The following is a 24,474-nucleotide window of genomic DNA, read 5'->3' as shown; positions in this document are numbered from 1 at the left end:
ACAGAGGAAAACATGAAAAAAACCACTTCCAAGTTTGCCGCGGTCGTTGCCGGTGCCCTGATGGCCACCGCAGCCACTGCCGAAACCGAGCTGACTGTTTACACGGCCGTTGAAGCCGAAGACCTAGCTCGTTACGCTGAACAGTTCAACGCCGTTCACCCAGACATCAAAATCAACTGGGTCCGTGATTCCACCGGCATTGTGACCGCAAAGCTGCTGGCCGAGCGTGACAACCCGCAAGCCGACGTGGTTTGGGGCCTGGCGGCGACCTCGCTTTTGCTGCTGAAATCGGAAGACATGCTGGAGCCTTATGCGCCGGTTGGCGTGGAAAAGCTGGATGCGAAGTTCGTCGACAGCGGCGATGTGCCCAGCTGGGTCGGCATGGACGCCTGGGTTGCCTCGGTCTGCTACAACACCGTCGAAGCTGAAAAGCTGGGCCTGACGCCGCCGACCTCTTGGAAAGATCTGACCGACGCGCAGTACAAGGGCCATGTCATCATGCCGAACCCGAACTCTTCGGGCACCGGTTTCCTTGACGTCTCGAGCTGGCTGCAAATGTTCGGCGAAGACGGCGGCTGGGAATACATGGACGCGCTGCACGAAAACATCGCGCGCTACACGCATTCGGGCTCGAAACCGTGCAAACTTGCCGCCGCCGGTGAGATTCCGATCGGCATCTCGTTTGCGTTCCGCGGCGCCAAGTCCAAAGCCGCAGGTGCACCGCTGGAAATCATCGTTCCAAGCGAAGGTGTTGGCTGGGACATGGAAGCAACCGCAATCGTTGCGGGCACCGACAAACTGGAAGCCGCACAGAAGCTGGTTGATTTCTCGGTCACCAAGGAAGCCAACGAAATGTATAACGTAGGCTACGCGGTCGTCGCGATGCCCGGTGTCGCCAAACCGGTCGAGCACTTCCCCGACGGCCTGCTGGACGCGATGATCGAAAATGATTTCGAGTTCGCCGCCAATAACCGCGCCGCCATCCTGAAGGAATGGCAAGAGCGTTACGACGGCAAGTCGGAACCCAAAGAATAACCACTCAAGATGGAGGGGCTTAACGCCCCTCCGTCCTTTGGTTAACATTTCCCCTACAACACTCGTGAACTGCGCGGCGTAATCTTCGGCCATTCTTTGTCGTGGCCGCTGCGCAAAGCTCAAGGACCGCTCCCAGTGCTTAAGAAAACCTCCCCCGGTGATCTCTATCTGAGTATCCAAGACCTCTGGAAAGCTTTTGGTGATTTTCTGGCTCTCAGGGACATTTCGCTGGACATCAACGAAGGTGAATTCATCTGTTTTCTGGGGCCCTCAGGCTGCGGCAAAACCACGCTGTTGCGTGCCATTGCGGGGTTGGACCTGCAAACCAAGGGCACGGTTATGCAGGACGGTAAGGATGTGTCTAACCTGCCCCCGTCCGAGCGTGATTTCGGCATCGTGTTCCAGTCTTACGCGCTGTTTCCGAACCTGACGATCGAAAAGAACATTGCATTCGGGCTGGAAAACACCGGCCGCAGTAAATCCGAGATTGCGGTGCGCGTGGCCGAACTGCTGAACCTGGTTGGCTTGCCAGATCAGGGCAGCAAATACCCAGCCCAACTGTCAGGCGGTCAGCAACAGCGGATCGCTCTGGCACGCGCCATTGCCACCAATCCCGGCCTGTTGCTGCTGGACGAACCGCTTTCGGCGCTGGATGCCAAGGTGCGTGTGCATTTGCGTCATGAAATCAAGGAATTGCAGCGCAAGCTGGGCGTGACCACCGTGATGGTGACCCACGATCAGGAAGAGGCGCTGGCCATGGCCGACCGAATCGTCGTCATGAATCACGGCGTGATCGAGCAGGTTGGATCCCCGACGGAAATCTACCGCCACCCTGCGAACCTGTTTGTGGCCGATTTTATCGGTGAGATGAACCAGATTCATGCCGTTGCTGGGGATACGGAAACGCTTGAACTGGGCGGCTCGGTCCTGAAATGCATGGCCCATGATCACAAGAAAGGTACCCGCATCGTCGCAGCGATCCGGCCCGAAGATCTGATTCCACACGGCGAAGGCGCGCGCTCGCCAGGTGCGCCGGACATCATAACAACGCCTGAAAACGCGTTCGAAGTTCTGATCACCGAAATGGAATTTCTGGGCTCTTTCTGGCGCTGCCGCCTGTCGCACAAGATTTTCGGCGATGAGGAACTGATCGCGGATTTCTCGATCAACGCGGTGCGCCGTCTTGGTCTTGAAGAAGGCGAGCAGATGATGATCGAACTGCCCCGCAACCGTCTGATGGCCTTTACCCCGGCGGAGGAGGGCTGATGACCGACACCACCTCTCTGCCCGCAGGCCCGATTATCAAGGGCAAGTTGAGCCGCGATGACCTGATCATGCGCGGCGGCATGATGATCATCGCGCTGTATCTGGTTGTGACACTGGCCTTTCCGCTTTGGGCGATGCTGTCCAAGTCGTTCTCGACCTATCGGATGGAACTGTCGCAGTACGAATTTCAGGTCAGCGACGACAGTGGCGTATTCGACGGCAGCATCCTTAACGGGGCGCAACTGAACGCCGAAACCGGCGCCTATAGCGATCAAGAGCTTTCGACCGGATCGGATGGGCGGCTTTCCGTCACACCCTTTTTCCCTGATTTCAGCTTCCGCAGCCCGGTGATGTACCAGATCCGGAACACCGTACCGGATGGCCGGTTTCTGGTCGGATCGAACCTGCAAAAAGGCACCGATTGGGTCGAACTGGATTCCAATACGTTCCGCCGCGTGCAATTGCGTCCGGTGCAGTCGACCGGTGTAGACAACTTTGTCAGCTATTTCTCGACCCCGGCTCTGTTCAACTCGATCAAGAACTCGCTTTGGATTTCGGTCGTCAGCACGATCATCACCGTCACGCTGGCCTTCTGGTTCGCCTATGCGCTGAACCGCAGTTGCATGCGCTACAAGGGTGTGTTCCGGCTGATCGCCATGGCCCCGATCCTTGTGCCATCGCTGCTGCCCGGTATCGCGCTGGTCTATCTGTTCGGCAATCAGGGCATGCTGAAAGAACTGCTATTTGGAGCAAGCATTTACGGGCCGATCGGCATCGTGATCGGCTCGGTCTTCTTCACCTTCCCGCATGCCTTCCTGATCATCTCGACGGCCTTGGCTATCTCGGACGCGCGATTGTACGAGGCCGCCTCCAGCCTGCGTTCGACCCCCTGGCGCACCTTCTGGACGGTTACCATTCCGGGCGCGCGCTATGGTCTGATCTCGGCGGCCTTTGTGGTGTTCAACCTTGTGATCACCGATTTCGGCCTGCCGAAGGTGATCGGCGGCCAGTTCAACGTTCTGGCGGTGGATATCTATAAGCAGGTGATCGGCCAGCAGAACTTTGAGATGGGCGCTGTTGTCTCGGTTGTTCTGGTGGTTCCCGCGATCCTGGCCTTTGCCATCGACCGTCTGGTGCAGTCGAAACAAGTGGCGCTGCTGTCGGCGCGCTCGGTGCCCTATCAACCGAACCCGAACCCGAAGACCGACCGCATCATGCTGATCTATTGTTCCATGGTGGCACTGTTCATCGTGGGTCTGCTGGCGGTTTGCCAATTTGCGGCGCTGATCAAGTTCTGGCCGTATGATCTAAGCCTGAGCCTGAACAACTATCAGTTTAACAAGATGGATGGCGGCGGATGGGCCTCCTATTTCAACTCGATCAAACTGGCACTGCTGACGGCGGTGATCGGGACGTCTGTCGTGTTCTTCGGGGCTTACCTTGTTGAAAAGTCGAACGGGTTCAAAACCGGACGCGCCTTGTTCCAGATGTTTGCCATGTTACCCATGGCGATCCCCGGGATGGTGCTGGGTCTGGCCTACATCTTCTTCTTCAACAACCCGGCCAACCCGCTGAACGCGATCTATGGCACGATGGCCATTCTGGTGATCTGCACTGTGACGCACTTCTACACGGTGTCTCATCTGACCGCGGTTACCGCGCTAAAGCAGATGGATACCGAGTTCGAATCCGTCTCGGCCTCGCTCAAGCAACCCACCATGAAACTGTTTGCCCGGGTGACGGTGCCGGTCTGTATGCCTGCGATCCTGGATATCTCGATCTACCTGTTCGTCAACGCGATGACGACGGTGTCGGCGGTGGTGTTCCTGTATTCGCCAAAAACCACACTGGCCTCGATTGCGGTGCTGAACATGGACGATGCGGGCGATATTGCTCCGGCGGCGGCTATGGGGATGATGATCTTCTACACCAATGCGGCAGCCCGTATTTTGCACATGATCGCCTCAAAAGGCGTTCTGAGCCGGACACAGGCCTGGCGAAATCGCTGACCTAAGACGTGAACTGGACCCCTGCTGGAGTTACTCGGCGGGGGTTTTTTCTGCGTCCAAAGCCTGCCGCGCAAAATCCATGAAGGCTCGGATGATCTTCACCTCACGGCGCTGAGATAGGGCCACAAGGCTCTCGTCCATATGCAGGTGGATATCCTTCAACCGGATTTGCCTGAGACGATCATCATGGCTGTATTCCGCCTGCGAAACAAAACCGATACCTGCCCCTGAGGCCACCAGTTCCCGAACGGCTTCCCGCCCTTCGGCAACGATCGCTGGTTTTAGGACAACGCCGCTTTTCTTAGCCTCTTCTTCCAGTTTCTGGCGCGTTTTCGATCCCTGCTCTCGGAAAATAAGCGGCAGGTCGGCCAGTTCCCTAAACGAGAGGGTCGATTTGGACGGCAACAAAACGCCTTGGGCCGCAAAGGCCACGATCTCGGCCGATCCGAGGTTCAGAATACTCATATCCTTGCCGGGCGAAACGCTGCCGACAACGCCAATCTCTGCGTTGTAAGACCTCAGTTCCTCGAGGATTTCTTCGGTATTGCCGGACCTTACTGAAATCTGGGCTCCGGGGTACTTCTTTCGAAAAGGGCCAAGAAACCGGGTCAGGTGATGTGCGGAATCAGCGATGATCCGTAACTCGCCGTCAATCACCGCTTTTGTTTCGGACAGGTAATCCTCAATCTGATCCTCGATTTCGAAGTACTGTTTCGTGAAACGAAAAAGCCGCTCCCCTTCCGGGGTAAGATGCACGCGTTTACGTTCGCGAAGAAACAACAGCAGATCATGATCCTGTTCAAGCTTGCGGACCTGCTCCGATATGGCGGGTTGGGTCAGGAAAAGTGCCTCGGCCGCGCGCGAGAATCCGCCGTATTTGGCGACGTAGTGAAAGGCCTTTAATTGGCTATGTCGCATCGCATCCTTCCCCAAACATCATGCATAAGCTGCACCTATTATTAGATTGATTTTTACAATTTCACATATGGAATTCGTTGCTGCAATTGTATTCTTGAAACGCTGTTCAGGAGCTTGTGCAATGACCCAACCCGACACTGCTTTAGAGCCCCCAAAACTGGGCGAGGCTTATTTGCTGACGCCTGGACCTTTGACGACGTCTTATGCGGTGAAGCAGGCGATGTTGCGGGACTGGGGCAGCTGGGATGATGATTTCCGGGCGATGACGCGCGAGATGCGGTCTCGGCTGCTGGCGTTGCTGGGCGAGGGGGCCGGAGACTTTGACTGCGTTCCGATGCAGGGCTCGGGCAGTTTTGCGGTTGAGGCGATGCTGGCCTCGTTCATCCCGAAGGACGGCAAGGCGCTGGTGCTGGCGAACGGGGCCTATGGGCAGCGCTCGGCGCAGACGTTGCAGTATCTGGGGCGCGATCATCTGGTGCTGGACAAGGGCGATTACCTGCCGCCGCGCGGGTCGGAAGTGGCCGAGATTCTGGCCAAGGACCCTGCGATCACCCATGTGGTTGCGATCCATTGCGAGACGTCTTCCGGCATTCTGAACCCGGTCGAGGAGATTTCCGAGGCCGTTTACGGGGCTGGGCGCAAGCTGCTGATCGATTCGATGTCGGCTTTTGGCGCGATTGAGCTGAAGCCTTCGGAGATTCGGTATGAGGCGATGGTGTCCTCGGCCAATAAATGCATCGAGGGCGTACCGGGCTTTGGCTTCATCATCGCCCGCAAGGATGAGCTGGAAGCGGCCAAGGGCAACAGCCATTCGCTGAGCCTCGATGTACATGCGCAATGGGCGCATATGGAAAAGACCGGCCAATGGCGGTTCACGCCGCCGACCCATGTGATTGCAGCCTTCCTTGAAGCGCTGAAGGCGCATGAGGCCGAGGGCGGCGTTGCGGGGCGCGGCGCGCGCTATACCCGCAACCGTGACGTGATGGTCGCAGGCATGCGCGAGCTGGGCTTCGAGACGCTGCTGCAGAACCGCTGGCTGAGCCCGATCATCGTGACGTTTTTCTGCCCTGCGGACGAGAAGTTCGTGTTCTCGCGCTTTTACGATCTGATGAAGGACAAGGGCTTTATCATCTATCCGGGCAAGCTGACGGTTGTGGACAGTTTCCGCGTCGGCTGCATCGGGCAGATGGATGAGCATGTGATGCGGCAGGTTGTTGCTGCCGCCAAGGAAACCCTGGCCGAGATGGGGGTCGCCAGCGCGGCACCCCCGGCTCTTGCGCTGGAAGAACGCGCCAAACTGGCCGCATAAGAAACGAAGGACCCCCTCAAATGACCATCCAAACCCCCGTAACCGCGAATGAACGCGTCTACCCGGCCCCCAAGGTTCCGGCCATCGCCATCTGCCTGGACGGCTGCGAGCCGGAATACCTGGAAGTGGCCATCGCCAAGGGCCTGATGCCGACGCTCAAGCGCATCCGCGAGACCGGCACCGACCGCCTGGCGCATTCGGTGATCCCCAGCTTCACCAACCCCAACAACCTGTCCATCGCCACCGGTCGCCCGCCGATCGTGCACGGGATTTGCGGCAACTACCTGATCGACCCGGATTCGGGCGAAGAGGTGATGATGAACGACGTACGCTTCCTGCGCGCGCCGACCATCTTCTCGCAGTTCTACGAGGCGGGCTATCGCGTTGCCATGGTCACCGCCAAGGACAAGCTGCGCGCGCTGCTGGGCGCGGGCCTGAAATTCGACGAAGACCGCGCGGTTGCTTTCTCCTCGGAACGCTCGGGTGAGACCACCAAGGCCGAGCATGGTATTGACAATGCAAGTGAATGGCTGGGCATGCCGGTGCCCGAGGTTTATTCGGCAGAGCTGTCCGAATTCGTCTTTGCCGCAGGCGTCAAGCTGCTGAAAGAGTTCAAGCCCGACATCATGTACCTGTCGACCACCGACTATATCCAGCACAAGTTCGCCCCTGAACAACAGGGCGCGCTGGATTTCTACGCCATGTTCGACAAGTACCTCGCGCAACTGGATGAGATGGGCGCAGCCATCGTTGTCACCGCCGATCACGGCATGAAGCCTAAGCACAACACAGCAGGCGAGCCCAACGTGATCTATGCACAGGACCTTATGGATGAATGGCTGGGCGAAGGTCAGGCTCGCGTGATCCTGCCGATTACTGATCCCTACGTGGTTCACCACGGCGCGCTTGGAGCGTTTGCCACCGCCTATCTGCCCGAAGGTACGGACAAGGCTGACATCATGGCAAAGCTGGACGCCCGTGACGAGTTGATCCTTGTGATCGACAAGGAAGAAGCCATCCGCCGCTTTGAACTGCCTGCTGACCGGATCGGTGACATTGTGATGATCTCGGGCGAGAACATGACCATCGGTACCTCGGCAGACCGTCACGATCTGGCTGCTCTGAAGGAACCTCTGCGCAGCCATGGCGGCTTGACCGAGCAGGAAGTGCCCTTCATCGTCAACCGCGTGATCGACCTGCCGGACCAGCCCGAGAAGCTACGCAACTTCGATGCGTTCTTCTTTGCCACTTTGGCAGCGGCGCAATAAGCCATGAAAGATCAACCGATGACCGAGATCAGAAACGAAGGGATGCGCATCGGCGGCGAGATCGTCTTTACCGACGAGACGGTGCCGGTTCTCTATCCCTACACCAACGAGGTTGTGGGCCACGTTCCGGCGGGCACCGCTGAACACGCCCGCAAGGCTTTTGAAATCGCAGCGGCCTACAAGCCGAAGCTGACCCGGTACGAGCGCAGCCAGATCCTGCAACGCGCCGGTGAACTGATCGGCGAGCGCCGCGAGTATCTGGCCAAATGGCTGGTGCTGGAGCTGGGCATCTGCCACCAGCACGCGATCTACGAGACCAAGCGCGCGCAGGATGTCTATCAGTTCGCTGCCGCTGAGGCGCTGAAGGATGATGGCGAGATCTTCTCCTGCGATCTGACCCACAACGGCAAAGACCGTAAGATCTTCACCACCCGCGAACCGGTGGGCGCGATCAGCGCGATCACGCCCTTCAACCACCCGCTGAACATGGTCAGCCACAAGATCGCGCCCTCGATCGCATCGAACAACTGCATGGTCTGCAAACCGACCGAGCTGACGCCGCTGACGGCGCTGACGCTGGCGGATATCCTGTACGAAGCGGGCCTGCCGCCCGAGATGTTCCAGGTGGTCACCGGTTGGCCGCAGGACATTGGCGAAGAGATGATCGTCAATGACAAGATCGACATCATCACCTTCACCGGTGGTGTGCCGGTGGGCAAGATGATTGCCTCGAAAGCGGTCTACAAACGTCAGGCGCTGGAACTGGGGGGCAATGACCCGCTGATCGTTCTCAACGACCTCAGCGATGCCGATCTGGACAAGGCCGCGACCATTGCTGTGGCTGGGGCCACCGGCAACTCGGGCCAGCGCTGCACCGCGATCAAGCGCATTCTGGTGCAGGACAGCGTGGCGGACAAGTTCGTGCCGCTGGTGCTGGAAAAGGCCAAGAAGATCAAGTTCGGCGACCCGCAGGACCCCGAGACCGAACTGGGCTGCGTGATCCACGACAAAGCCGCCGAGCTGTTCGAGACCCGCGTCTACATGGCCGAGAAAGAGGGCGCAGAAATCCTCTACCACCCCGGTCGTCAGGGCGCGCTGCTGCCGCCCATCGTGGTCGACAAGGTGCCCCATGACAGCGAGTTGGTGATGGAGGAAACATTCGGCCCCATCATCCCCATCGTCCGTGTGCCCGACAATGATGAAGAGGTGATGCGCATCTCGAATTCCACCGAGTTCGGCCTGTCGTCAGGTGTCTGCACCAACGACCTCAACCGCGCCATCGCCTTTATCAACGGGCTCAACGTGGGCACCTGCAACATCTGGGAACAACCCGGCTACCGCATCGAAATGTCCCCCTTCGGCGGAATCAAGGACTCGGGCAACGGCGTCAAGGAAGGCGTCATCGAGGCGATGAAGTTCTTCACCAACGTGAAAACCTATTCTCTGCCCTGGCCTGGTTAAAAATCTTGCCCTGCCCGGTTGCGGACGGGGCATCAAATAATCCCTATGCAAAAACTGCGGGCCAGACCGGGCCCGCCGTTTCTGTCGGGCAGAACTGAGAAAGTGAGCCATGTCGCAAATCGTGCATACAGAAGGGGAATCAAACACTTCCGAGGCACGGAGGACGTGGCTGAACACATCCATAGGACCGAAATCCGCACCTCTGCTGAAACGCGATTCAAATGTCTTTCTGCATCAGTCGCTGTCTTCTCCTTGCGTCAGCACGATTGCAAAGGCCGAAGGCATTTGGATCGAGGATAAAGACGGGCGGCGTTACATGGATTTCCATGGCAACTCGGTTCATCACATCGGGTACGGTCATCCCCGGCTGATCGCCGCTATCAAGGCGCAACTGGATGATCTTCCCTTTGCGCCGCGCCGTTTCACCAATGACCCGGCGGTCGAACTGGCCGAAAAACTGGCCGAAATCGCACCCGGAGACCTTGGCAAAACCCTGCTCACCACCGGCGGTTCCGATGCCAACGAAGTAGCCCTGAAAATCGCCCGCGCGGCGACGGGGCGGTTCAAAACGATCAGTTTCTGGGATGCCTTCCACGGTGCGGGCTTTGGGGCCGCAAGCGTTGGCGGCGAGGCGACGTTTCGCAGCCACATTGCTGGCCCTCTACTGCCCGGTGCCGAGCACGTGGCCCCGTTTGCCTGCTATCGCTGCCCGTACAATCACGCGGGGCCCGACACCTGTGGTCTCGCCTGCGCCAAAATGGTCGAATTTGTGCTGGAGCGCGAGGGAGACATCGCCGCCGTCATCGCAGAACCGATGCGCGCGGTTCCCTATGTACCGCCGCCCGGCTTCTGGAAGTCTGTGCGCGAGGCCTGCAACCGGCACGGTGCTCTTCTGATTATGGATGAAATCCCCACAGGTCTGGGCAAAACCGGCAAGATGTTTGCCTTTGAACATGACGAAATCATCCCCGACATCGTGACTCTGGGCAAATCCCTCGGCGGAGGCATCCTGCCCATCGCCGCCTGTGTCGCGCGCGCGCAACTGGATGTCTGCGGCGATTTTGCGATTGGGCATTATACGCATGAAAAGAACCCGGTGACGGCCCGCGCGGCGCTGACCACGCTCCAGATTATCGAGGATGAGAGGCTGGTTCAGCGCTCGGACGATCTGGGCAATCACGCAATGGACCGTCTGATGGACGAGCTCCAGAACGTCCCAATCGTCGGAGATATCCGGGGACGGGGCCTAATGTTCGGGGTCGAAATCGTTGAAGACCGTATCGAGAAAACACCCGGTAACGCCCGCGCCGAGCGGATTTACTATGCCTGTCTGGACGCCGGGCTGAGCTTCAAGATCAGCCAAGGCTGTGTGCTGACCCTGTCGCCGCCGCTGACAATCTCGCGCACTGATCTGGACCGGGCCCTCGACATCGTCATTGCAGCAATCAAGGAAGAGATTTGATCGCAAATGTAACCCCAAAGATCTCGCCAAAATGCACTCTCCCTGAATTCAGAAGAAAGGGAGGCGCGGCATGGCAATAGTTACTTTTCTGATCAGCCTCGCCGGTGCGACGATGCTGCTTCTTTATGCGGTGCGCATGGTGCGCACCGGGATCGAGCGCAGCTATGGCGCGTCGTTCCAGCGGGTTATGACGCAGCAGCGCAGTTACCTGCAGGCCTCGCTGGTGGGCGTGATGATGGCGATTGTGCTGCAAAGCTCAGCAGCTGTGGCCCTGCTAAGCTCGGGGTTTGCCGCAAGCGGGATGCTGAGCTTTCCGGCTGGGCTGGCCATCGTGCTGGGCGGCGACCTGGGCTCGGCTTTGATCATTCAGATCCTGTCGTTCAAACTGGACTGGCTTGTGCCGTTGCTGTTGGCCATTGGCGGTTATCTGTTCGTCAAAACCGAAGCCAAGAAAGCCCGGCAGCTTGGGCGTATCCTGATGGGCATCGCCTTTATCCTGATCTCTCTGAGGTTCCTTCGCGAGGCCATGGACCCTATCCGTGACAGTGCGTTTTTACCTGCGGTGGCCGATTATCTGGCCCGCGACTATATCACCGCCTTCCTTGTCGGCGGGGCTTTGGCCTTTGTGATGCACTCCTCTGTAGCGGCCATCCTCATGTGCGTAACGCTGGTGCAGATCGGTGCAATTCCGTTTGCAGCGGGCATGTCACTGGTCTTTGGCGCGAATTTCGGATCGGCATTTATTCCGGTTTGGCTGACCCGCGGAATGCCCGTGACCGCCCGGCGCATACCCTATGCAAACCTGGCGCTGCGGGGCAGTTGGGCCCTGATAGCCCTGTTCGCCGCCAACCTGGCCCTGCGCACCGGGCTTTTGGGCAACCCGCAAGGGGGGCAGATGCTGGTCAACGCGCATCTTGCCTTCAACCTGTCGCTGCTGGTTCTGGCCCTGCCATTTTGCGGACGTCTGCAAGGCCTGTTCGAGACATTCCTGCCGGATCAGAAGAAAGAGCAGCAGGCGCAACCCGCAAAACCGGTTAGCGCGCTGGACATGGAACATGTCGCAACTCCCAATCAGGCCCTGCCAAGTCTCAAGCGAGAGCTGCTGCGGATGAGCAATCTAGTTGAAACCATGTTCCGCCCCGTCCTGGAATTGTACCGCAGCGGCGACAAGCAACAAATCCGGTCCGTTCAGGCCATCGACGAAGACGTAAACGACTGCCTTTCGGGTATTCGGGCCTTTGTCGCCGCGATCCCGCCAGAGCTCTATGAAAAACAGGACGCAAAAACAGCGCGCGATCTTATGGAATTTGCCATCCGTCTGGAAACGGCAGGGGACGTTGTGGCGAAACGCCTGACTGTGCTGGCTGGCGAAATGCGCGCCAAGGGGTCCAGTTTCTCGCAGGAAGGCTGGTCGGAGCTGGTTCAGATGCACGAAGGCATTCTGGCCAATATGAAGCTGGCTTCGAACGTCCTGATCTCAGACGATCTGGAAAGCGCGCGCCTTCTGAGTTTGGAAAAGACCGAAATCAAACGGGTCGAACGTGATAGCCGTAAGCGCCACCTGCGCCGATTACAGCACGGCTCAACTGAGAGTTTCGAAACGAGCGACATACATCTGGAAACCCTGCGCGCCTTCCGCGAATTCAACAGCCACATCGCGGCCATTGCCTATCCCGTCCTTTACCGGAACGGCCAATTGCTTGAAACGCGCCTGATCAACGAGGTTGCGGACAAGAGCGAGGCGACTTTGAAACCCCACGAAAATACTTAAGGGTTTAAAATGCTCAGTTGGCAGGAACTGCCAGTCCCAAAGGGCACGCCCCGGTCCATTGCCGAAACAGCGGCATCGCGAAGAAAAGCGGAGTTGCACAGACCCAGGTAATCAATGGATGCAAGATTCAGACCTTTGGACGGGGAGAGACGCCTGAAGCCGTGACGTGCATCGAGCGATGCTAAATTTCTTTTGATAGCGATCATCAAAATCCGTCAGGGTGTAGTTGCCTTGGGGTCCGGTATTTGGATGGGCTTCACGGCAGCATCGGCAAACAGGGTTATCGACTAAAGCGTCGACAACAGCAACTCGTCTGACATCCAAGAATTCGCCAGCAACCTGATCCGGTGTGTGGGCGCTTGCGGGCGCTGGTTCATTCCCTGAAAGGCGGCCCATCTGACGGCTGCATCACGGTAGATTTATCGTTACGCCAGCGCGCCGTACGACCTGCAATAGATTCTGTCTCTTCGAGCATTCTGCGTACAGATCGCTCGTTTACCTTTATCTCACTCACCCCCAACGGAAAGCCACAGCTTGTGTGCTGGAGCAATCAAAAGGAACGCTGCAATGACTCTCTTGAAAGTAATGACCTTGGGCGCTGCAATCGGGGCTTCTGCTTTGGTGTTGAGCCAGTTCGCGCCATCCGTAAACGCGCAGGTGTCGGATGACTGGCAGCCGAAATGGACGGATGACGGCCAATTGATCTTGCCGGAAGGGTTTCGCGAATGGGTGTTCCTGGGATCGCCCCTGACCCCGAACGCCCTGAATGGCGGACAGGCCGGGTTCCCCGAATATCATAACGTCTACATGCACCCCACCGCCTATGCGCAATACAAGCAAACAGGCGAGTTCCCCGAGGGCACCATCTTGCTGAAAGAACTGCAACTGACCCAACCGGGCGAGGAAGAGGACGGGTCGCGCCTTGAGGTTTCGGGTCAGGGATATTTCCCGGCCGGATTCAACGGGATCGACATCGCGGTCAAGGACTCGTCGCGTTTTGCCGACAGCAACAACTGGGGTTACTTCAACTTCGGCCACCACGCCCCACCCTACGCAGAAACCGCAGCAGCAGCCCCGATCGAGGCCTGCGCCGCCTGCCATATCGACAACGCGGACGAAGATATGGTGTTTACTCGGTTCTACGCGATCCTGAGCGCCAACTGAGATTTCGCAAGCCCGTAGCCATCACCCACGTTTCCGGTGATGGCCGCCTTTTCTCCGGGCCATGCAGCTTGGAATTACAAGTCATTCCTGATCAAAGGAAAGACCGATGACCCTTGACAGACTTGTCGAAACTCAATTGGACGCGCTGCGGAGTGAAGGAAATTATCGTGAGTTTGCCGAGTTGCAGCGCCACGCTGGTTCTTATCCGGATGCAACACACTACACCACCGATGGTCGCCACGAACGGATAAAGGTGTGGTGTTCAAACGATTATCTGGGCATGGGGCAGCACCCAAAAACACTTGCGGCGATGACGCATGCCCTGGCGCAATACGGGGCGGGCGCTGGGGGCACGCGCAATATCTCGGGCACGACGCATCATCACGTCTTGCTGGAACAGGAACTGGCCGATCTGCATCAGAAGCCCGCCGCCCTTGTGTTGAACTCGGGTTATGTTGCGAATTGGGCCAGTCTCGGCACATTGGCCGCCCGGCTTCCCGATTGTGTCGTGTTTTCCGACCAGCTCAATCATGCTTCGATGATCGAAGGAATGCGCCATGCGCGCGTCGAAAAGAAGATCTGGCGGCATAATGATGTTGCCCATCTTGACGCTCTGCTCGGTCAAACCGATCCCGGCTGCACCAAAATCGTCGCCTTCGAATCTGTCTACTCCATGGATGGCGACATCTGCCCGCTAAGCGATATTCTGGATGTTTGTGAAAAGCACAGCGCGATCTCATATCTCGACGAGGTGCATGCCGTCGGTCTGTACGGCCCTAGGGGCGGCGGCATTGCTGAAGCGCATGGGTTAATGGACCGGGTCGATATCATTCAGGGCACGCTCGGGAAAGCGTTTGGTGTGATGGGTGGCTACATTGCCGGGTCCTCTTCCGTTATCGACTTTGTGCGATCCTTCGCCTCGGGTTTCATCTTTTCTACCGCTCTGCCACCGGCGATTGCGGCAGGTGCGCGGGCGTCGATCCGTCATCTCAAGACCAGCACGGCCGAGCGTACGGCCCAGCGGCGCGCGGTTCAGATGGTCCGGACCAGACTGGACCAGATGGGTATTCCGCATCTGGACAATGACAGTCATATCGTTCCCGTCATTGTCGGGGACGCGCATAAATGTAAGTGGATTTCCGACATACTGCTTGCCGACTACGGCATTTACATCCAGCCCATCAACTATCCCACGGTTCCCGAAGGAACCGAACGGCTACGGATCACACCGGGCCCATACCACACGGACCAAGACATCGAGGCGCTGGCAACAGCGCTTCACCACATCTGGTCGCGTTGCGCATTGTCACGCGATCACATTCGGACCGCCAAGGCACAGGCTACGGCAGGCTAATGCAATGCGACACAAACGGTTTGAGAGCGTGAGCAAGACATCCAAGCACCTAGTTTTCATTGGCGTGGCTTGCCTTTGGGCTTCTGTCAGTCAAGCCCAGATGGGTGCGCCCGTGGATCATTGCGCAAGCGAACCCGCGCCAGAGGTGGACTGGCATGGCTGCGACCTGTCGCATCAGGATTTCTCGGGCGCTGATCTGCGTCGCGCCAACCTGAGCGGGGCCAAGATGACGGCTGCCAAACTGCGCGGGGCGAACCTTGCAGGCGCGGACCTGCGCGGAACCATCCTGATCGGGGCAGACCTTCAGCAGGTTGATTTCTCAAACGCGAACCTGTCGGGCGCCTTCATGACCAAGGCGCAACTGGGCCGGAACAAATTTGAAGGGGCCGTGTTCGACGGCGCATATTATAACGACGCGCGGCAATGTGCGATCGGGTCGGTCGGCATCTGCAAATGAACCAGACACGCCACCCTTACCTTTCACGGCGGCAGTGGATCGCCGTTGCCGGAAGCGCAGTCATATCCGTGCTGAGCCATCCTGCAGCGGCGGCCCCCTGCGATTACCATCGGCATCAATCCGATGCGTCTGGCTTCTTCGCCAATGCCTATCTGATCGAAGGCCCCCAAAGCTGCGTTCTGATCGACGCGCACCTGAACCTGAACGAGGCACGGGACCTTGCCGTGCGCGCCGCGCGAACCGACAAACCCGTTACGGCAATCGTCATCACGCATCCCCATCCGGATCACTATCTTGGGCTGGAAGTTCTGGGACCCCTCTTCCCTGACGCCGTGATCGCAAGTTCCGAAACGACGCTACGCTTCATTCGCACCGCAGCAACGGACTGGCCGGGCTTCGCAAATCCGTTTCGCCCCTTGGCAACCGGCCCTGTGACATTGGCGGAAACCCGGTTCGACTGCGTCGTCATGCCCGATGCAGAAAGCGCCGCTCCGATCATTCTGTTCGACCCCGTCAGACGCACCCTTGTGGCCGGAGATCACGTTCTGAACCGGCAACATCTGTGGCTGGTGGAGGGTCGCGCGGACGCCTGGCGTCAGAATCTGGAATACCTGAAAAAGCTGTCTCCGGCGCAGGTCCTGCCTGGTCACGGTGCGGTCGGAGGGGCCGAACTGCTACGATCAACGGACGCTTATCTAAGAGATTTCATGCACTTGAGCGAAAAGTATCCGTCGATCTCTTGCTTTACATCAGCGATGCTAGATGCGTATCCAGATCATGTTTTTCCCACTGCTTTGGATATGAGCGCACTTGCGTTGAATTAAGCGCGGGCAGCCGGGCACGAATCCTGATTTTCTGATCCTGTTCGGTTCACATTCATGACGCCAGTGCCGCCTCCAGAAAATCCGTGAACTCTCGGGCAATTTCCGCAGCACTTGCCTGTAGCAGCCGATGCCCGGCTTCCGGCGTCGCCAAAGCGGAATGGGACCCGACCCGACCGTCGGGGAACTCGGCCCGGTGCTGCTCCGGTGGTCCGTGGCGGTCGCGGCTGTGGGTGCGGATGTACTCGGCGCTCAAACGCTCCGGCGGCTCTGCGGCCTCACCGGGCGGCAATGACCCCAGAAGGGCCTGAGTTATAGCCACTTCTGAAGGGGTCGCATGCATGCCCTCCCACGTCCCAAAAAGGTCCGCGCGCAACGCGTTCACGCCGGGTGGTTCCCACCAACTGCGAATCCTCAGTTTGTCAGGCGGCAGATCAGACGCGATCCGGTCAAGCGGGTCCAGGTTGGCCCCGTGACCATTCACGACGAATACCCCCGCAAAGCCCTGAGACAGGCACCCAGCGATCACCTCTTGCGCCAAGGCTTGAAACGTCTCCTCGCTCACCGAAACCGTGCCCGGGAACGCAGTGTTGAACCGGGCTGGCGTATAGGCCAGAGGCGGGGCGACAATGGCATCGCACCGTTCTGCCGCCGCCAGCGCAACCGCGTTGGCACAGATCGTATCCGTTCCGATCCGCCCCATCGGCCCATGTTGCTCGGTCGAGCCGACAGGCAACATGATTGCAGCCCCTTTCCCGATGCGGGCTTCGACGTCATACCAGGTCATATTCTCAAGTTTCATCGTACCTCCGCACGGCGTCTGACACCGACTGTTCTTTTCCTTTGTGCACGACGGGATTAGGCTGCGCCAATGGAAGATTCACCAATTCTCGAATTGAAGAAGCCACCTTTGGACCAGTTGATCGGTGCGGCGGTCAAAACACATCGCCGACTGGCCGGGCTGACGTTGTCGGAGTTGTCCGCAAGTGCGGGTGTCTCAACCGCTATGATTTCCAAGATCGAACGGGGCCAGGTGTCGGCGTCTCTGGCAACGTTGGAAGCACTGGCCCAAGGAATCGGTGTTCCGCTGATCAACTTTTTCGCAGCAACCGTCGACCGGTCCGACGCATCATTTGTTGCCGCCGGAGAAGGCGTTACCGTTCAGCGGCTTGGCAGCGGGTATGGCCACAGTTACAAGCTGATCGGTCGGGCCGAGGCGAAACATGTCAGTTTTGAAAGCTTCAGCGTTACGCTTGAGGCTCCGCTGGGCACCCGGCCTCTGTATCAACATCAGGGCGTGGAATTCATTCATGTCACGCACGGAGAAATGGTCTATGGCTGCGGCGAGACAAGTTACCACATGCGCCCCGGCGACAGTCTGAGTTTCGACTCGAATGTGGCACACGGACCAGTCGAGCTTAGGACGCCCCGGGTCAGCTTTGTAACGGTCGTTGCCAAGGCTGTGGCCAGCGGACCATGAAAAAGGCCCGACCGATTTGGCCGGGCCTGACTTGTGATCGGGTCAAAGACCCCATTTTTCCCGGTTTTGCTCAAAGAAACCCTGGGCCTTTTTGACTTCGATCCAGTTGTTCACATAGTTGATCCAAACCTGATCACCCTGCGGCAGGATCATTGCTATGGGCGAAGGTGAACGGGGCCCGGCGTTCTTGACACGCACTACCGGGAACTTGGCCTCAAGCGTTGATCCTTCGATATTCGATGTGATGAACACGTCCGCACGCCCGGCAATCACTTCTTGAAACCCGCGTGCTGGGGCTTCGACAACCTTGATATCCGCGCTCGGGAACCACTCGCGCACGCGCTTTTCGAACGTGGTGCCCAGAGTGGTGGCAACCTTGACGCCCGGCTGGTTGATCGAGTCATACCCGTCGAATTTATCGGCTTTGTCCTTGGTGGTGTAAGGGAACAATTCGACCGAGATGTAGCTGTCCGAGAACCCGGCAACCTTCATGCGCGGCGGAGAAATCGAAGCCGACCCGGTCAGATGGTACTTGCCAGCGACGACACCGTTGACCAGCGTTTTCCAGTCGGTGGGTACATATTCGACCTCAACCCCAAGATCGGTCGCCAGTTCGTTCATGATGTCGATGTCATAACCCTTGTAGCTGTTGGTTGCCGGATCACGCAGTGACATCGGGTTCCAGTCGCCCGTCGTGCCAACCTTCAAAACGCCGGAATCCAGCACTTCATTCAACGCCGACTGCGCCTGAGCCGCGCCCGAGACGATCAACCCAAGCGCAGCGATGGCCGCGGCTTTGCAAAAACTGTTCATGTATTTCTCCTGTTGGTGATGTTTCGGTCTTGTTGCCATATTCCTTGTTGATTTAAGCGCAAAGCCAAAGATAACCTCAAGAATATATTCTACTATGAATAAAAAGGGGTAGGTCGGCCCATGTCAGATGCCGCCATCGAGCTTGCAGGCGTGAACAAATGGTTCGGCGACTTTCATGTTCTGAAAGACATCAACCTGACGGTGAATTCCGGTGAAAAAGTGGTTGTTTGCGGCCCGTCCGGATCCGGCAAATCCACGGTTGTGCGCTGTATCAACCAACTGGAAAAACACCAGAAAGGCTCAATCCGGGTCGATGGGGTCGAACTGACGGACGACCCAAAATCGGTCGCCACCATCCGGTCCGAGGTCGGCATGGTTTTCCAGCAGTTTAACCTGTTTCCGCACCTGACCGTGCTTGAGAACCTGACGCTAGGCCCGATCAAGGCGCGCGGTCTTTCCCGCAAGGATGCCGAAGAAAAAGCGCGGCACTATCTGGACCGCGTCCATATCCCAGATCAGGCCAACAAACGCCCCATCCAACTGTCCGGTGGGCAGCAGCAGCGCGTCGCCATTGCGCGCTCGCTGTGCATGGAACCGCGTGTGCTTTTGTTTGACGAACCCACCTCGGCGCTGGACCCCGAGATGATATCCGAGGTTCTGGACGTGATGGTCGAGCTTGCCGAAGAAGGCATGACGATGGTGGTCGTTACCCACGAAATGGGCTTTGCCCGCAAGGTCGCCGACAAGATGATCTTCATGGATGCCGGTGAGATTGTCGAAGAAGGGCACCCCGAGCACTTCTTCACCAACCCGCAATCCGAGCGGTGCCGCCAATTCCTGTCCCAGATCCTGCAGCACTAAGAGAGGCCGATGAAAAAACTGCTTCTGATCGCGCCTTTTCTTTTGTTGGCGGGTTGTTCCTCGTCCCAGACATGGGGCTGGTATGTGATCGACCCGACCACGGCGTCGGGCTGGACCAATGTGAAATTCCTGATCTCGGGCATGTGGGCGACGATCCAGATCTCTCTGATTGCTGCCATTTTGTCGATTGTGCTGGGTCTGATGGTGGCCCTGCCCGGCCTGTCGGAAAAACGCGGCTGGCGCTGGGTTAACCGAATCTATGTCGAATTCATCCGCGCCATTCCCCTGCTGCCGATGCTGTTCTGGGTCTTCTACGGGCTGCCCATCGTGTTCCAGTCGATGGGCATGAACATCCCAATCGATCCGTTCTGGGGCGCGATCATCACGCTGGCAATTTCCGACAGCGCCTTCACCGCTGAAATCTATCGCGCAGGCATCCAATCGATCGCGCGCGGCCAGCGCGAGGCGGCACAGACCATTGGCCTGAACTACGTGCAGACGATGCGCTACGTGATCCTGCCGCAGGCGATCCGTCGCATCCTGCCGCCCCTAGCGAACCAGTTCATCTATATCGTCAAGATGAGCGCCTTTGCCAGCGTCATCGGCATGCAGGAACTGACCCGTCGCGCGAACGAGTTGGTGGTGACCGAATACCGCCCGCTGGAAATCTACACGCTGCTGATCTTTGAATACCTGATCCTTGTTCTGATCATCAGCGCAGGCGTGCGCTGGCTGGAACGCCGGATGGGCGCGGATGAGCGCGGATAAGGAGAACACTATGGACTGGAAAGACTTCATGGCCGAAACGGAGGCCAATATCGGAGCCCTGTCGAAGGAAATCCCCGACACCGCGCGCGGCTTCGGCCTCATGGGCAAGGCGGCCAAGACCGATGGCGCGCTCAGCGAAAAGACGAAAGAGTTCATCGCTCTGGGAATTGCGGTGTCCACGAAGTGCGACAGCTGCATCGGCTTTCACGTCAAATCCCTGATCCGGCTGGGCGCGACCCGCGAAGAGATGTGCGAGGCGCTGGCCATGGCGACCTATATGGGCGGCGGCCCGTCCTTAGGGTACAGCGCCAAGGCGCTCAAGGCATTTGACGTTTTTTCGGAGTAAACCCCATGCGTCCTGATCTGGCCGGAGCCGAAGGGTTCATTCGCAATAGCTGGTACGTGGCCGGACGGTCCGAGGATTTTGCCCGCAACCTGAGCGCGGTTCGCATGCTGGGCGAAGAGATCGTGATCTACCGCGACACGGCTGGCAAAGCCATCGCGCTGGAAGATGCCTGCCCGCACCGCAAACTGCCCTTGTCCCGCGGGACGATCGAGGGCGATCATGTTGTCTGCGGCTACCACGGCCTGACCTTCGGCTGTGGTGGCGAATGCGTTAGTGCTCCGACCCAGTTGGACAACCCGCCGCGCCGCGCCGCTGTCCATGCCTATCCGGCCGAGGACCGCTGGGGGTTTCTCTGGCTGTGGATGGGCGACCCAGCCCAAGCCGACCCGAACGACATCATCGACATTCCGAACTTCGACAACCCGGACTGGGGCAAGACCCAAAAGGGCGCGATGGAGATGGCCTGCCACTATCTTTACATCATCGACAACCTGCTGGACCCCAGCCATGTGGCCTGGGTGCATCTGACCTCATTCGCCGGGGCAGGAACCGATAACCGCCCGCTGGATCTGGAAGAGACCGAGGATGGCGTCATCGTCTCACGCTGGATCGCGGATGAGCCTGCACCGCCCTACTATGCTCCGATCCTGCCCTTCGGCCCAAGCTGCGACCGCAAGCAACATTACGAATGCCGCCTGCCCTCGACCGCGATCAACATGTCGGTTTACACCCCGGCTGGTGAAGGTGGGGCGGACCGGCCCATGTCGCCCAATGCGTTCGTCAATATCTCGTACAACTTCATAACGCCGGTTGATGCCGAAACCTCACGTTATTTCTGGTTCCAGCACCGCAACATGCACGCCGATGACGCAGCCATGTCGCAACGCATGTTCGACGGCGCAGTCATGGCGTTCAACGAGGACAAAGAGGTGCTGGAACACGTTCAGTCCGGCATGGCCCGCCGTAAAAGCGGGTATATCAACCTCGGCCTGGATGCAGGTGCCATGCGGTTCCGCGCCCGCGTTGCGAAACGGATCGCCGAGGATGAGGCCGCGCTAGCCGGCTGACAGCCTTCCATTCGCGCCCTGCCCGACCTGCTGCGCCGGGGCGTCGAACACGGATTTGATGCACGGGTACGTGTCCAGAACTTCAGCGCCCCCGGGGATCATCTCGGGCCGGAATACGCCTTTGTCCCAGACGGCCACCCCATCGATACTGATCGTCGGGTCCAGGACATTCAAGGAAATCTCGCCCGGCGCGTAGTGGCCACAGGTATGGAAATGCAGCAGGCGCGGGTTGCCAAAGGCAGACCCGCTCCACCGTTCGTAGTTTTCAAAAGCGGGGGACGTATAGGCGCAGCCCGGATGAATGCCCGCATGCCAAGAATGCATGGTCATCGGGTCCAGATCAAACATCTGACCCACCTTCTCATAATGCATCTGCGCGCAATGAACGTCCATCGGATGCCCGGAGAACCCGATCAGCTTGCTGTCTTCGAACTCAACGGCCAGAGGTTCCCGCAAATCGCAGCCATAAGGTTCATAGAACTTCGACCCGGTTCCGACCAAAAAACCGTCCTGCATGACAGTGCCCGAGAACCCGTTGGTCGGGACCGGCGCAAACACCGACATCGGAAAACGCGTTACGCTGACATCCGCCCCAGCCTTCGGAAAAGCCGCGCCCGGACCACTGAAATTCGTTCCCAATGGACAGGTGACATGGATATGCGATGCTACTGCCAAAGCCCGGTTCACCGCGTTTTTCAGGTCAACGAACCCGCTATAGTTCGCGCGGCCAAAGCCGGATTCCAGCATCTCGGTATCCAGCACGTAAGACATGATCGGGTGAATATCGGACATGTCCGCGTTAAAGCGAATCTGGTCCCCAGTCCGCGACAGAAACAGCGTATGATCTGCTGCCTTCATCTGGGTGATCAACTCCAAGGGAAGCGGAGCCCCCATCGGTTCGAACGGAACGGTTTGAACCGTTGTTCTGATACCATTGGTCTGCGCACATTCCACAATGACATCAGCAAGTTCGCCGCCATAGTACCCATTCTGCGCGCACTCACGCAGCACCAACAGGTGATCCCCGGATGTCAGCCCGCCACATCTGAACAGCAGGTTTTCCGCGCCCGCAATGCTGTTGGGACTGATCATGCCCAAGGCTCCTTGGCTTTTCGCGGTCCTTGATACACGGCTCACGATCCCGTGATCTACATAAAATGTCGTGGGAGGAAAAATTTTTACTGAAATCACCCACCCCTTTGCCCATAACAAGAACACAACAGACGCAGGAGGCCCAAAGATGAGCGCTTGGATCGAGATGATTTCGGATGAACAGGCCGAAGGCCGCTTGAAAGAGCTTTTGGACAAAGCCCGAACGCCTCACGGGACAGTCGATACAGTGATGCGTGTGCATTCCCTGCGGCCGGAAACGATGAACGGGCATGTCACGCTATACCGCTCGGTCCTGCATTCCGACGACAACCAACTGCCGTTCTGGTTTCTTGAGATCATCGCCAGCTATACGTCGATCCTGAACGATTGCACCTATTCCCTGACGCACCACTTCATGAATGTGCGAAACCTGCTGAAGGACCAGCCGCGCAGCGACCGGATTTTTGTCGCCCTCAAGGCCCACCGCCCCGAGGATGAGTTTCAGGGCAAGGAACTGGCCCTGTTGCGATATGCTGCCAAGCTGACGACAGATGTGGGCCGCATGGTCAAATCAGATTTTGAGGTACTGAAGATCACCGGGTGCTCGGACGGAGAAATCCTCGAGGTGAATCAGGTCTGCGCCTACTTCAACTACTCAAACCGGTTGTTGAATGGCTTGGGGGCGACGACCGAGAATGACGTGATCGGCTATTACAAGGCAGAGGATTAATTTCTTCCGGCGGTTACTCGGCAAAGTTCACACATCCGCGTACTCATCGTCCGTAGGCATCAGGATCGTGCGCGCACTTTCGGTGAACGTCTCAAGCGACAATTCCCACGACGTTCCGGGCCAATGCAATTCAAGCTGCTTTTTTGCGGGCCGGTAGACGGCGGTGTAAAGCGTGCCGAAGCCGGATTTGAACGCGGTGGAATAGAGCGGTGGGCGCAGGAAGGCGTCGATAAAGCGTCTTTCGCTTTCGGGGTGTTGGTTCAGACGGTTCAACAGGAAGCGTTCGCGTTCGACTGTCGCGGTGAACCGCGCGTGTCTGGACCATTCCACATGGCCCTGATGGTTCGTCGCCACCGGCACGTCCGAGATTTGCGGGTGTCGGTCCGGGGCAAGATAGACCGTGCTGTGGTTATATTTCGCGTCCAGAACGGTGACGTTGTAACTCATGTGGCAGGGGATGCGGCAGAGCGCATCGACCGCCTGGGCCGTGGTCTCGCAGGTCTGCAGCACATAGCGCAGGATCAAAGGCACGCCGAACCCGTCGCCCACCTCGCGTCGCCCGCCGAAGGTCAGGGATACCGCCAGACCGGCATCGTTGATGCCATCGAGCAGGCCCAGAATGCCGTCGCTCATCCCGATCACGCCGCGCCCGTCCCAGCGGGTTTTCAACATCGCCGCATCGAAGGTTTTCGGGTGATAGTCATAGTTGCGCACCAGAAACGGCGTCTTGCCGCGCCAGATCGCCTGACTGCAGCCCGACAGGTATTTCGGCGGGCAATAGAAGCTGAGGAATCGCGCCTGACTGTCGCTGCCGCCGACCAGTTCGACCACCTGATCGTATAGCGGCACGATCTCGGGCATGTGCCGTTCCAGTGCCCGTAGGCATTCGCGATAGGTGGGGCGCGCCGAATACCCCTCTTTCGCCCACCATTTGCGGTAGGCGGGCCAGTATTCGGCAAACAGCCCGGCCAGCTTGGGACCGGGCTGTTCCTCGTCAATTGAGCGAAAAACAAGCGCCATGG

Annotated in this window: 23 protein-coding genes; 18 read left to right on the top strand and 5 right to left on the bottom strand. The window is 58.3% G+C overall.

Annotated features, from left to right (window positions below; genetic code table 11):
* Positions 1 to 12 precede the first annotated feature (12 nt).
* From ACR0NJ_RS04720 to ACR0NJ_RS04710, 3 genes are all read left to right on the top strand, one after another.
* Complete coding sequence (locus ACR0NJ_RS04720; protein ID WP_480815976.1) at positions 13 to 1,035, top strand: putative 2-aminoethylphosphonate ABC transporter substrate-binding protein; 1,023 nt, start codon at positions 13 to 15, stop codon at positions 1,033 to 1,035.
* A 135-nt stretch (positions 1,036 to 1,170) separates the two neighbouring features.
* Positions 1,171 to 2,301, top strand: coding sequence for a putative 2-aminoethylphosphonate ABC transporter ATP-binding protein (locus ACR0NJ_RS04715; RefSeq protein WP_480815975.1), 1,131 nt, complete (start codon positions 1,171 to 1,173; stop codon positions 2,299 to 2,301).
* Positions 2,301 to 4,310, top strand: a complete 2,010-nt coding sequence (locus ACR0NJ_RS04710) for a putative 2-aminoethylphosphonate ABC transporter permease subunit (RefSeq protein ID WP_480815974.1) — start codon at positions 2,301 to 2,303, stop codon at positions 4,308 to 4,310. Before ACR0NJ_RS04715 ends, ACR0NJ_RS04710 begins: the two co-directional genes overlap by 1 nt.
* 30 nt (positions 4,311 to 4,340) lie before the next feature.
* Here ACR0NJ_RS04710 and ACR0NJ_RS04705 read toward each other — a convergent pair whose 3' ends face one another.
* Complete coding sequence (locus ACR0NJ_RS04705) at positions 4,341 to 5,228, bottom strand: LysR substrate-binding domain-containing protein (RefSeq protein WP_480815973.1); 888 nt, start codon at positions 5,226 to 5,228, stop codon at positions 4,341 to 4,343.
* A gap of 121 nt (positions 5,229 to 5,349) precedes the next feature.
* Between ACR0NJ_RS04705 and ACR0NJ_RS04700 the strand changes: the two genes are divergently transcribed.
* The 9 genes from ACR0NJ_RS04700 to ACR0NJ_RS04660 all read left to right on the top strand — a co-directional run bounded on the left by ACR0NJ_RS04700 (position 5,350) and on the right by ACR0NJ_RS04660 (position 16,298).
* Positions 5,350 to 6,537: a 2-aminoethylphosphonate--pyruvate transaminase gene (locus tag ACR0NJ_RS04700; RefSeq protein ID WP_480815972.1), complete on the top strand. Its 1,188-nt coding sequence runs from the start codon at positions 5,350 to 5,352 to the stop codon at positions 6,535 to 6,537.
* A 20-nt stretch (positions 6,538 to 6,557) separates the two neighbouring features.
* On the top strand, positions 6,558 to 7,805 hold the full coding sequence (gene phnA, locus ACR0NJ_RS04695; protein WP_480815971.1) for a phosphonoacetate hydrolase: 1,248 nt from the start codon (positions 6,558 to 6,560) through the stop codon (positions 7,803 to 7,805).
* An 18-nt stretch (positions 7,806 to 7,823) separates the two neighbouring features.
* Complete coding sequence (gene phnY / locus ACR0NJ_RS04690; protein ID WP_480815970.1) at positions 7,824 to 9,266, top strand: phosphonoacetaldehyde dehydrogenase; 1,443 nt, start codon at positions 7,824 to 7,826, stop codon at positions 9,264 to 9,266.
* A gap of 109 nt (positions 9,267 to 9,375) precedes the next feature.
* On the top strand, positions 9,376 to 10,728 hold the full coding sequence (gene pbfA, locus ACR0NJ_RS04685) for a (R)-1-hydroxy-2-aminoethylphosphonate ammonia-lyase (RefSeq protein ID WP_480815969.1): 1,353 nt from the start codon (positions 9,376 to 9,378) through the stop codon (positions 10,726 to 10,728).
* A gap of 70 nt (positions 10,729 to 10,798) precedes the next feature.
* A complete protein-coding gene (locus ACR0NJ_RS04680; protein WP_480815968.1) occupies positions 10,799 to 12,499 on the top strand; it encodes a Na/Pi cotransporter family protein in 1,701 nt (566 codons plus the stop codon).
* A 567-nt stretch (positions 12,500 to 13,066) separates the two neighbouring features.
* A complete protein-coding gene (locus ACR0NJ_RS04675) occupies positions 13,067 to 13,663 on the top strand; it encodes a cytochrome P460 family protein (protein ID WP_480815967.1) in 597 nt (198 codons plus the stop codon).
* Positions 13,664 to 13,769: 106 nt separating this feature from the next.
* Positions 13,770 to 15,017 carry a 5-aminolevulinate synthase gene (gene hemA / locus ACR0NJ_RS04670; protein WP_480815966.1) on the top strand — a complete coding sequence of 416 codons (1,248 nt, stop codon included), beginning with the start codon at positions 13,770 to 13,772 and terminating at the stop codon, positions 15,015 to 15,017.
* Between the two features lie 112 nt (positions 15,018 to 15,129).
* Complete coding sequence (locus tag ACR0NJ_RS04665) at positions 15,130 to 15,474, top strand: pentapeptide repeat-containing protein (protein WP_480815965.1); 345 nt, start codon at positions 15,130 to 15,132, stop codon at positions 15,472 to 15,474.
* On the top strand, positions 15,471 to 16,298 hold the full coding sequence (locus tag ACR0NJ_RS04660) for an MBL fold metallo-hydrolase (protein WP_480815964.1): 828 nt from the start codon (positions 15,471 to 15,473) through the stop codon (positions 16,296 to 16,298). Before ACR0NJ_RS04665 ends, ACR0NJ_RS04660 begins: the two co-directional genes overlap by 4 nt.
* 52 nt (positions 16,299 to 16,350) lie before the next feature.
* Here ACR0NJ_RS04660 and ACR0NJ_RS04655 read toward each other — a convergent pair whose 3' ends face one another.
* Entirely contained in the window at positions 16,351 to 17,097 is a 747-nt protein-coding gene (locus ACR0NJ_RS04655; protein ID WP_480815963.1) for a creatininase family protein, read from the bottom strand.
* Between the two features lie 69 nt (positions 17,098 to 17,166).
* Between ACR0NJ_RS04655 and ACR0NJ_RS04650 the strand changes: the two genes are divergently transcribed.
* A complete protein-coding gene (locus tag ACR0NJ_RS04650) occupies positions 17,167 to 17,775 on the top strand; it encodes a helix-turn-helix domain-containing protein (protein WP_480815962.1) in 609 nt (202 codons plus the stop codon).
* Between the two features lie 42 nt (positions 17,776 to 17,817).
* Here the strand turns inward: ACR0NJ_RS04650 and ACR0NJ_RS04645 are convergent, their stop codons facing one another.
* Complete coding sequence (locus tag ACR0NJ_RS04645; protein WP_480815961.1) at positions 17,818 to 18,588, bottom strand: transporter substrate-binding domain-containing protein; 771 nt, start codon at positions 18,586 to 18,588, stop codon at positions 17,818 to 17,820.
* Positions 18,589 to 18,708: 120 nt separating this feature from the next.
* Between ACR0NJ_RS04645 and ACR0NJ_RS04640 the strand changes: the two genes are divergently transcribed.
* The 4 genes from ACR0NJ_RS04640 to ACR0NJ_RS04625 are packed head-to-tail and all read left to right on the top strand — an operon-like array spanning position 18,709 to position 21,630.
* Positions 18,709 to 19,449, top strand: coding sequence for an amino acid ABC transporter ATP-binding protein (locus ACR0NJ_RS04640; RefSeq protein WP_480815960.1), 741 nt, complete (start codon positions 18,709 to 18,711; stop codon positions 19,447 to 19,449).
* Positions 19,450 to 19,458: 9 nt separating this feature from the next.
* Positions 19,459 to 20,217, top strand: a complete 759-nt coding sequence (locus ACR0NJ_RS04635) for an amino acid ABC transporter permease (RefSeq protein ID WP_480815959.1) — start codon at positions 19,459 to 19,461, stop codon at positions 20,215 to 20,217.
* Between the two features lie 10 nt (positions 20,218 to 20,227).
* Positions 20,228 to 20,563: a carboxymuconolactone decarboxylase family protein gene (locus ACR0NJ_RS04630; RefSeq protein WP_480815958.1), complete on the top strand. Its 336-nt coding sequence runs from the start codon at positions 20,228 to 20,230 to the stop codon at positions 20,561 to 20,563.
* Positions 20,564 to 20,568: 5 nt separating this feature from the next.
* The gene (locus ACR0NJ_RS04625; RefSeq protein ID WP_480815957.1) at positions 20,569 to 21,630 is read left to right on the top strand and encodes an aromatic ring-hydroxylating dioxygenase subunit alpha; all 1,062 of its coding nucleotides are present in this window, start codon (positions 20,569 to 20,571) and stop codon (positions 21,628 to 21,630) included.
* Here the strand turns inward: ACR0NJ_RS04625 and ACR0NJ_RS04620 are convergent.
* The gene (locus tag ACR0NJ_RS04620) at positions 21,619 to 22,722 is read right to left on the bottom strand and encodes a hypothetical protein (protein ID WP_480815956.1); all 1,104 of its coding nucleotides are present in this window, start codon (positions 22,720 to 22,722) and stop codon (positions 21,619 to 21,621) included. The genes ACR0NJ_RS04625 and ACR0NJ_RS04620 overlap by 12 nt on opposite strands.
* Before the next feature lie 148 nt (positions 22,723 to 22,870).
* Between ACR0NJ_RS04620 and ACR0NJ_RS04615 the strand changes: the two genes are divergently transcribed.
* Positions 22,871 to 23,452 (top strand): carboxymuconolactone decarboxylase family protein, encoded by a 582-nt coding sequence (locus ACR0NJ_RS04615; RefSeq protein WP_480815955.1) that lies wholly within the window; start codon positions 22,871 to 22,873, stop codon positions 23,450 to 23,452.
* 27 nt (positions 23,453 to 23,479) lie between these two features.
* On the opposite strand, the gene ACR0NJ_RS04610 is transcribed toward ACR0NJ_RS04615, so the two are convergent.
* Complete coding sequence (locus ACR0NJ_RS04610; RefSeq protein WP_480815954.1) at positions 23,480 to 24,472, bottom strand: C45 family autoproteolytic acyltransferase/hydolase; 993 nt, start codon at positions 24,470 to 24,472, stop codon at positions 23,480 to 23,482.
* Between the last annotated feature and the right edge of the window lie 2 nt (positions 24,473 to 24,474).

The sequence above is a fragment of the Ruegeria sp. F11 genome, assembly GCF_056533855.1.
This window is presented reverse-complemented; position numbering and strand designations above follow the sequence as displayed.

Bases quoted from the DNA above. Each gene is read 5' to 3' on its own strand.
- ACR0NJ_RS04700 (WP_480815972.1), top strand. From the start codon at position 5,350: ATGACCCAACCCGACACTGCTTTAGAGCCCCCAAAACTGGGCGAGGCT.
- hemA (WP_480815966.1), top strand. From the start codon at position 13,770: ATGACCCTTGACAGACTTGTCGAAACTCAATTGGACGCGCTGCGGAGT.
- ACR0NJ_RS04635 (WP_480815959.1), top strand. From the start codon at position 19,459: ATGAAAAAACTGCTTCTGATCGCGCCTTTTCTTTTGTTGGCGGGTTGT.
- ACR0NJ_RS04655 (WP_480815963.1), bottom strand. From the start codon at position 17,097: ATGAAACTTGAGAATATGACCTGGTATGACGTCGAAGCCCGCATCGGG.
- phnA (WP_480815971.1), top strand. From the start codon at position 6,558: ATGACCATCCAAACCCCCGTAACCGCGAATGAACGCGTCTACCCGGCC.
- ACR0NJ_RS04630 (WP_480815958.1), top strand. From the start codon at position 20,228: ATGGACTGGAAAGACTTCATGGCCGAAACGGAGGCCAATATCGGAGCC.
- phnY (WP_480815970.1), top strand. From the start codon at position 7,824: ATGACCGAGATCAGAAACGAAGGGATGCGCATCGGCGGCGAGATCGTC.
- ACR0NJ_RS04620 (WP_480815956.1), bottom strand. From the start codon at position 22,722: ATGATCAGTCCCAACAGCATTGCGGGCGCGGAAAACCTGCTGTTCAGA.
- ACR0NJ_RS04710 (WP_480815974.1), top strand. From the start codon at position 2,301: ATGACCGACACCACCTCTCTGCCCGCAGGCCCGATTATCAAGGGCAAG.
- ACR0NJ_RS04640 (WP_480815960.1), top strand. From the start codon at position 18,709: ATGTCAGATGCCGCCATCGAGCTTGCAGGCGTGAACAAATGGTTCGGC.
- ACR0NJ_RS04645 (WP_480815961.1), bottom strand. From the start codon at position 18,588: ATGAACAGTTTTTGCAAAGCCGCGGCCATCGCTGCGCTTGGGTTGATC.
- ACR0NJ_RS04660 (WP_480815964.1), top strand. From the start codon at position 15,471: ATGAACCAGACACGCCACCCTTACCTTTCACGGCGGCAGTGGATCGCC.
- ACR0NJ_RS04615 (WP_480815955.1), top strand. From the start codon at position 22,871: ATGAGCGCTTGGATCGAGATGATTTCGGATGAACAGGCCGAAGGCCGC.
- pbfA (WP_480815969.1), top strand. From the start codon at position 9,376: ATGTCGCAAATCGTGCATACAGAAGGGGAATCAAACACTTCCGAGGCA.
- ACR0NJ_RS04705 (WP_480815973.1), bottom strand. From the start codon at position 5,228: ATGCGACATAGCCAATTAAAGGCCTTTCACTACGTCGCCAAATACGGC.
- ACR0NJ_RS04720 (WP_480815976.1), top strand. From the start codon at position 13: ATGAAAAAAACCACTTCCAAGTTTGCCGCGGTCGTTGCCGGTGCCCTG.
- ACR0NJ_RS04675 (WP_480815967.1), top strand. From the start codon at position 13,067: ATGACTCTCTTGAAAGTAATGACCTTGGGCGCTGCAATCGGGGCTTCT.
- ACR0NJ_RS04610 (WP_480815954.1), bottom strand. From the start codon at position 24,472: ATGGCGCTTGTTTTTCGCTCAATTGACGAGGAACAGCCCGGTCCCAAG.
- ACR0NJ_RS04650 (WP_480815962.1), top strand. From the start codon at position 17,167: ATGGAAGATTCACCAATTCTCGAATTGAAGAAGCCACCTTTGGACCAG.
- ACR0NJ_RS04625 (WP_480815957.1), top strand. From the start codon at position 20,569: ATGCGTCCTGATCTGGCCGGAGCCGAAGGGTTCATTCGCAATAGCTGG.
- ACR0NJ_RS04680 (WP_480815968.1), top strand. From the start codon at position 10,799: ATGGCAATAGTTACTTTTCTGATCAGCCTCGCCGGTGCGACGATGCTG.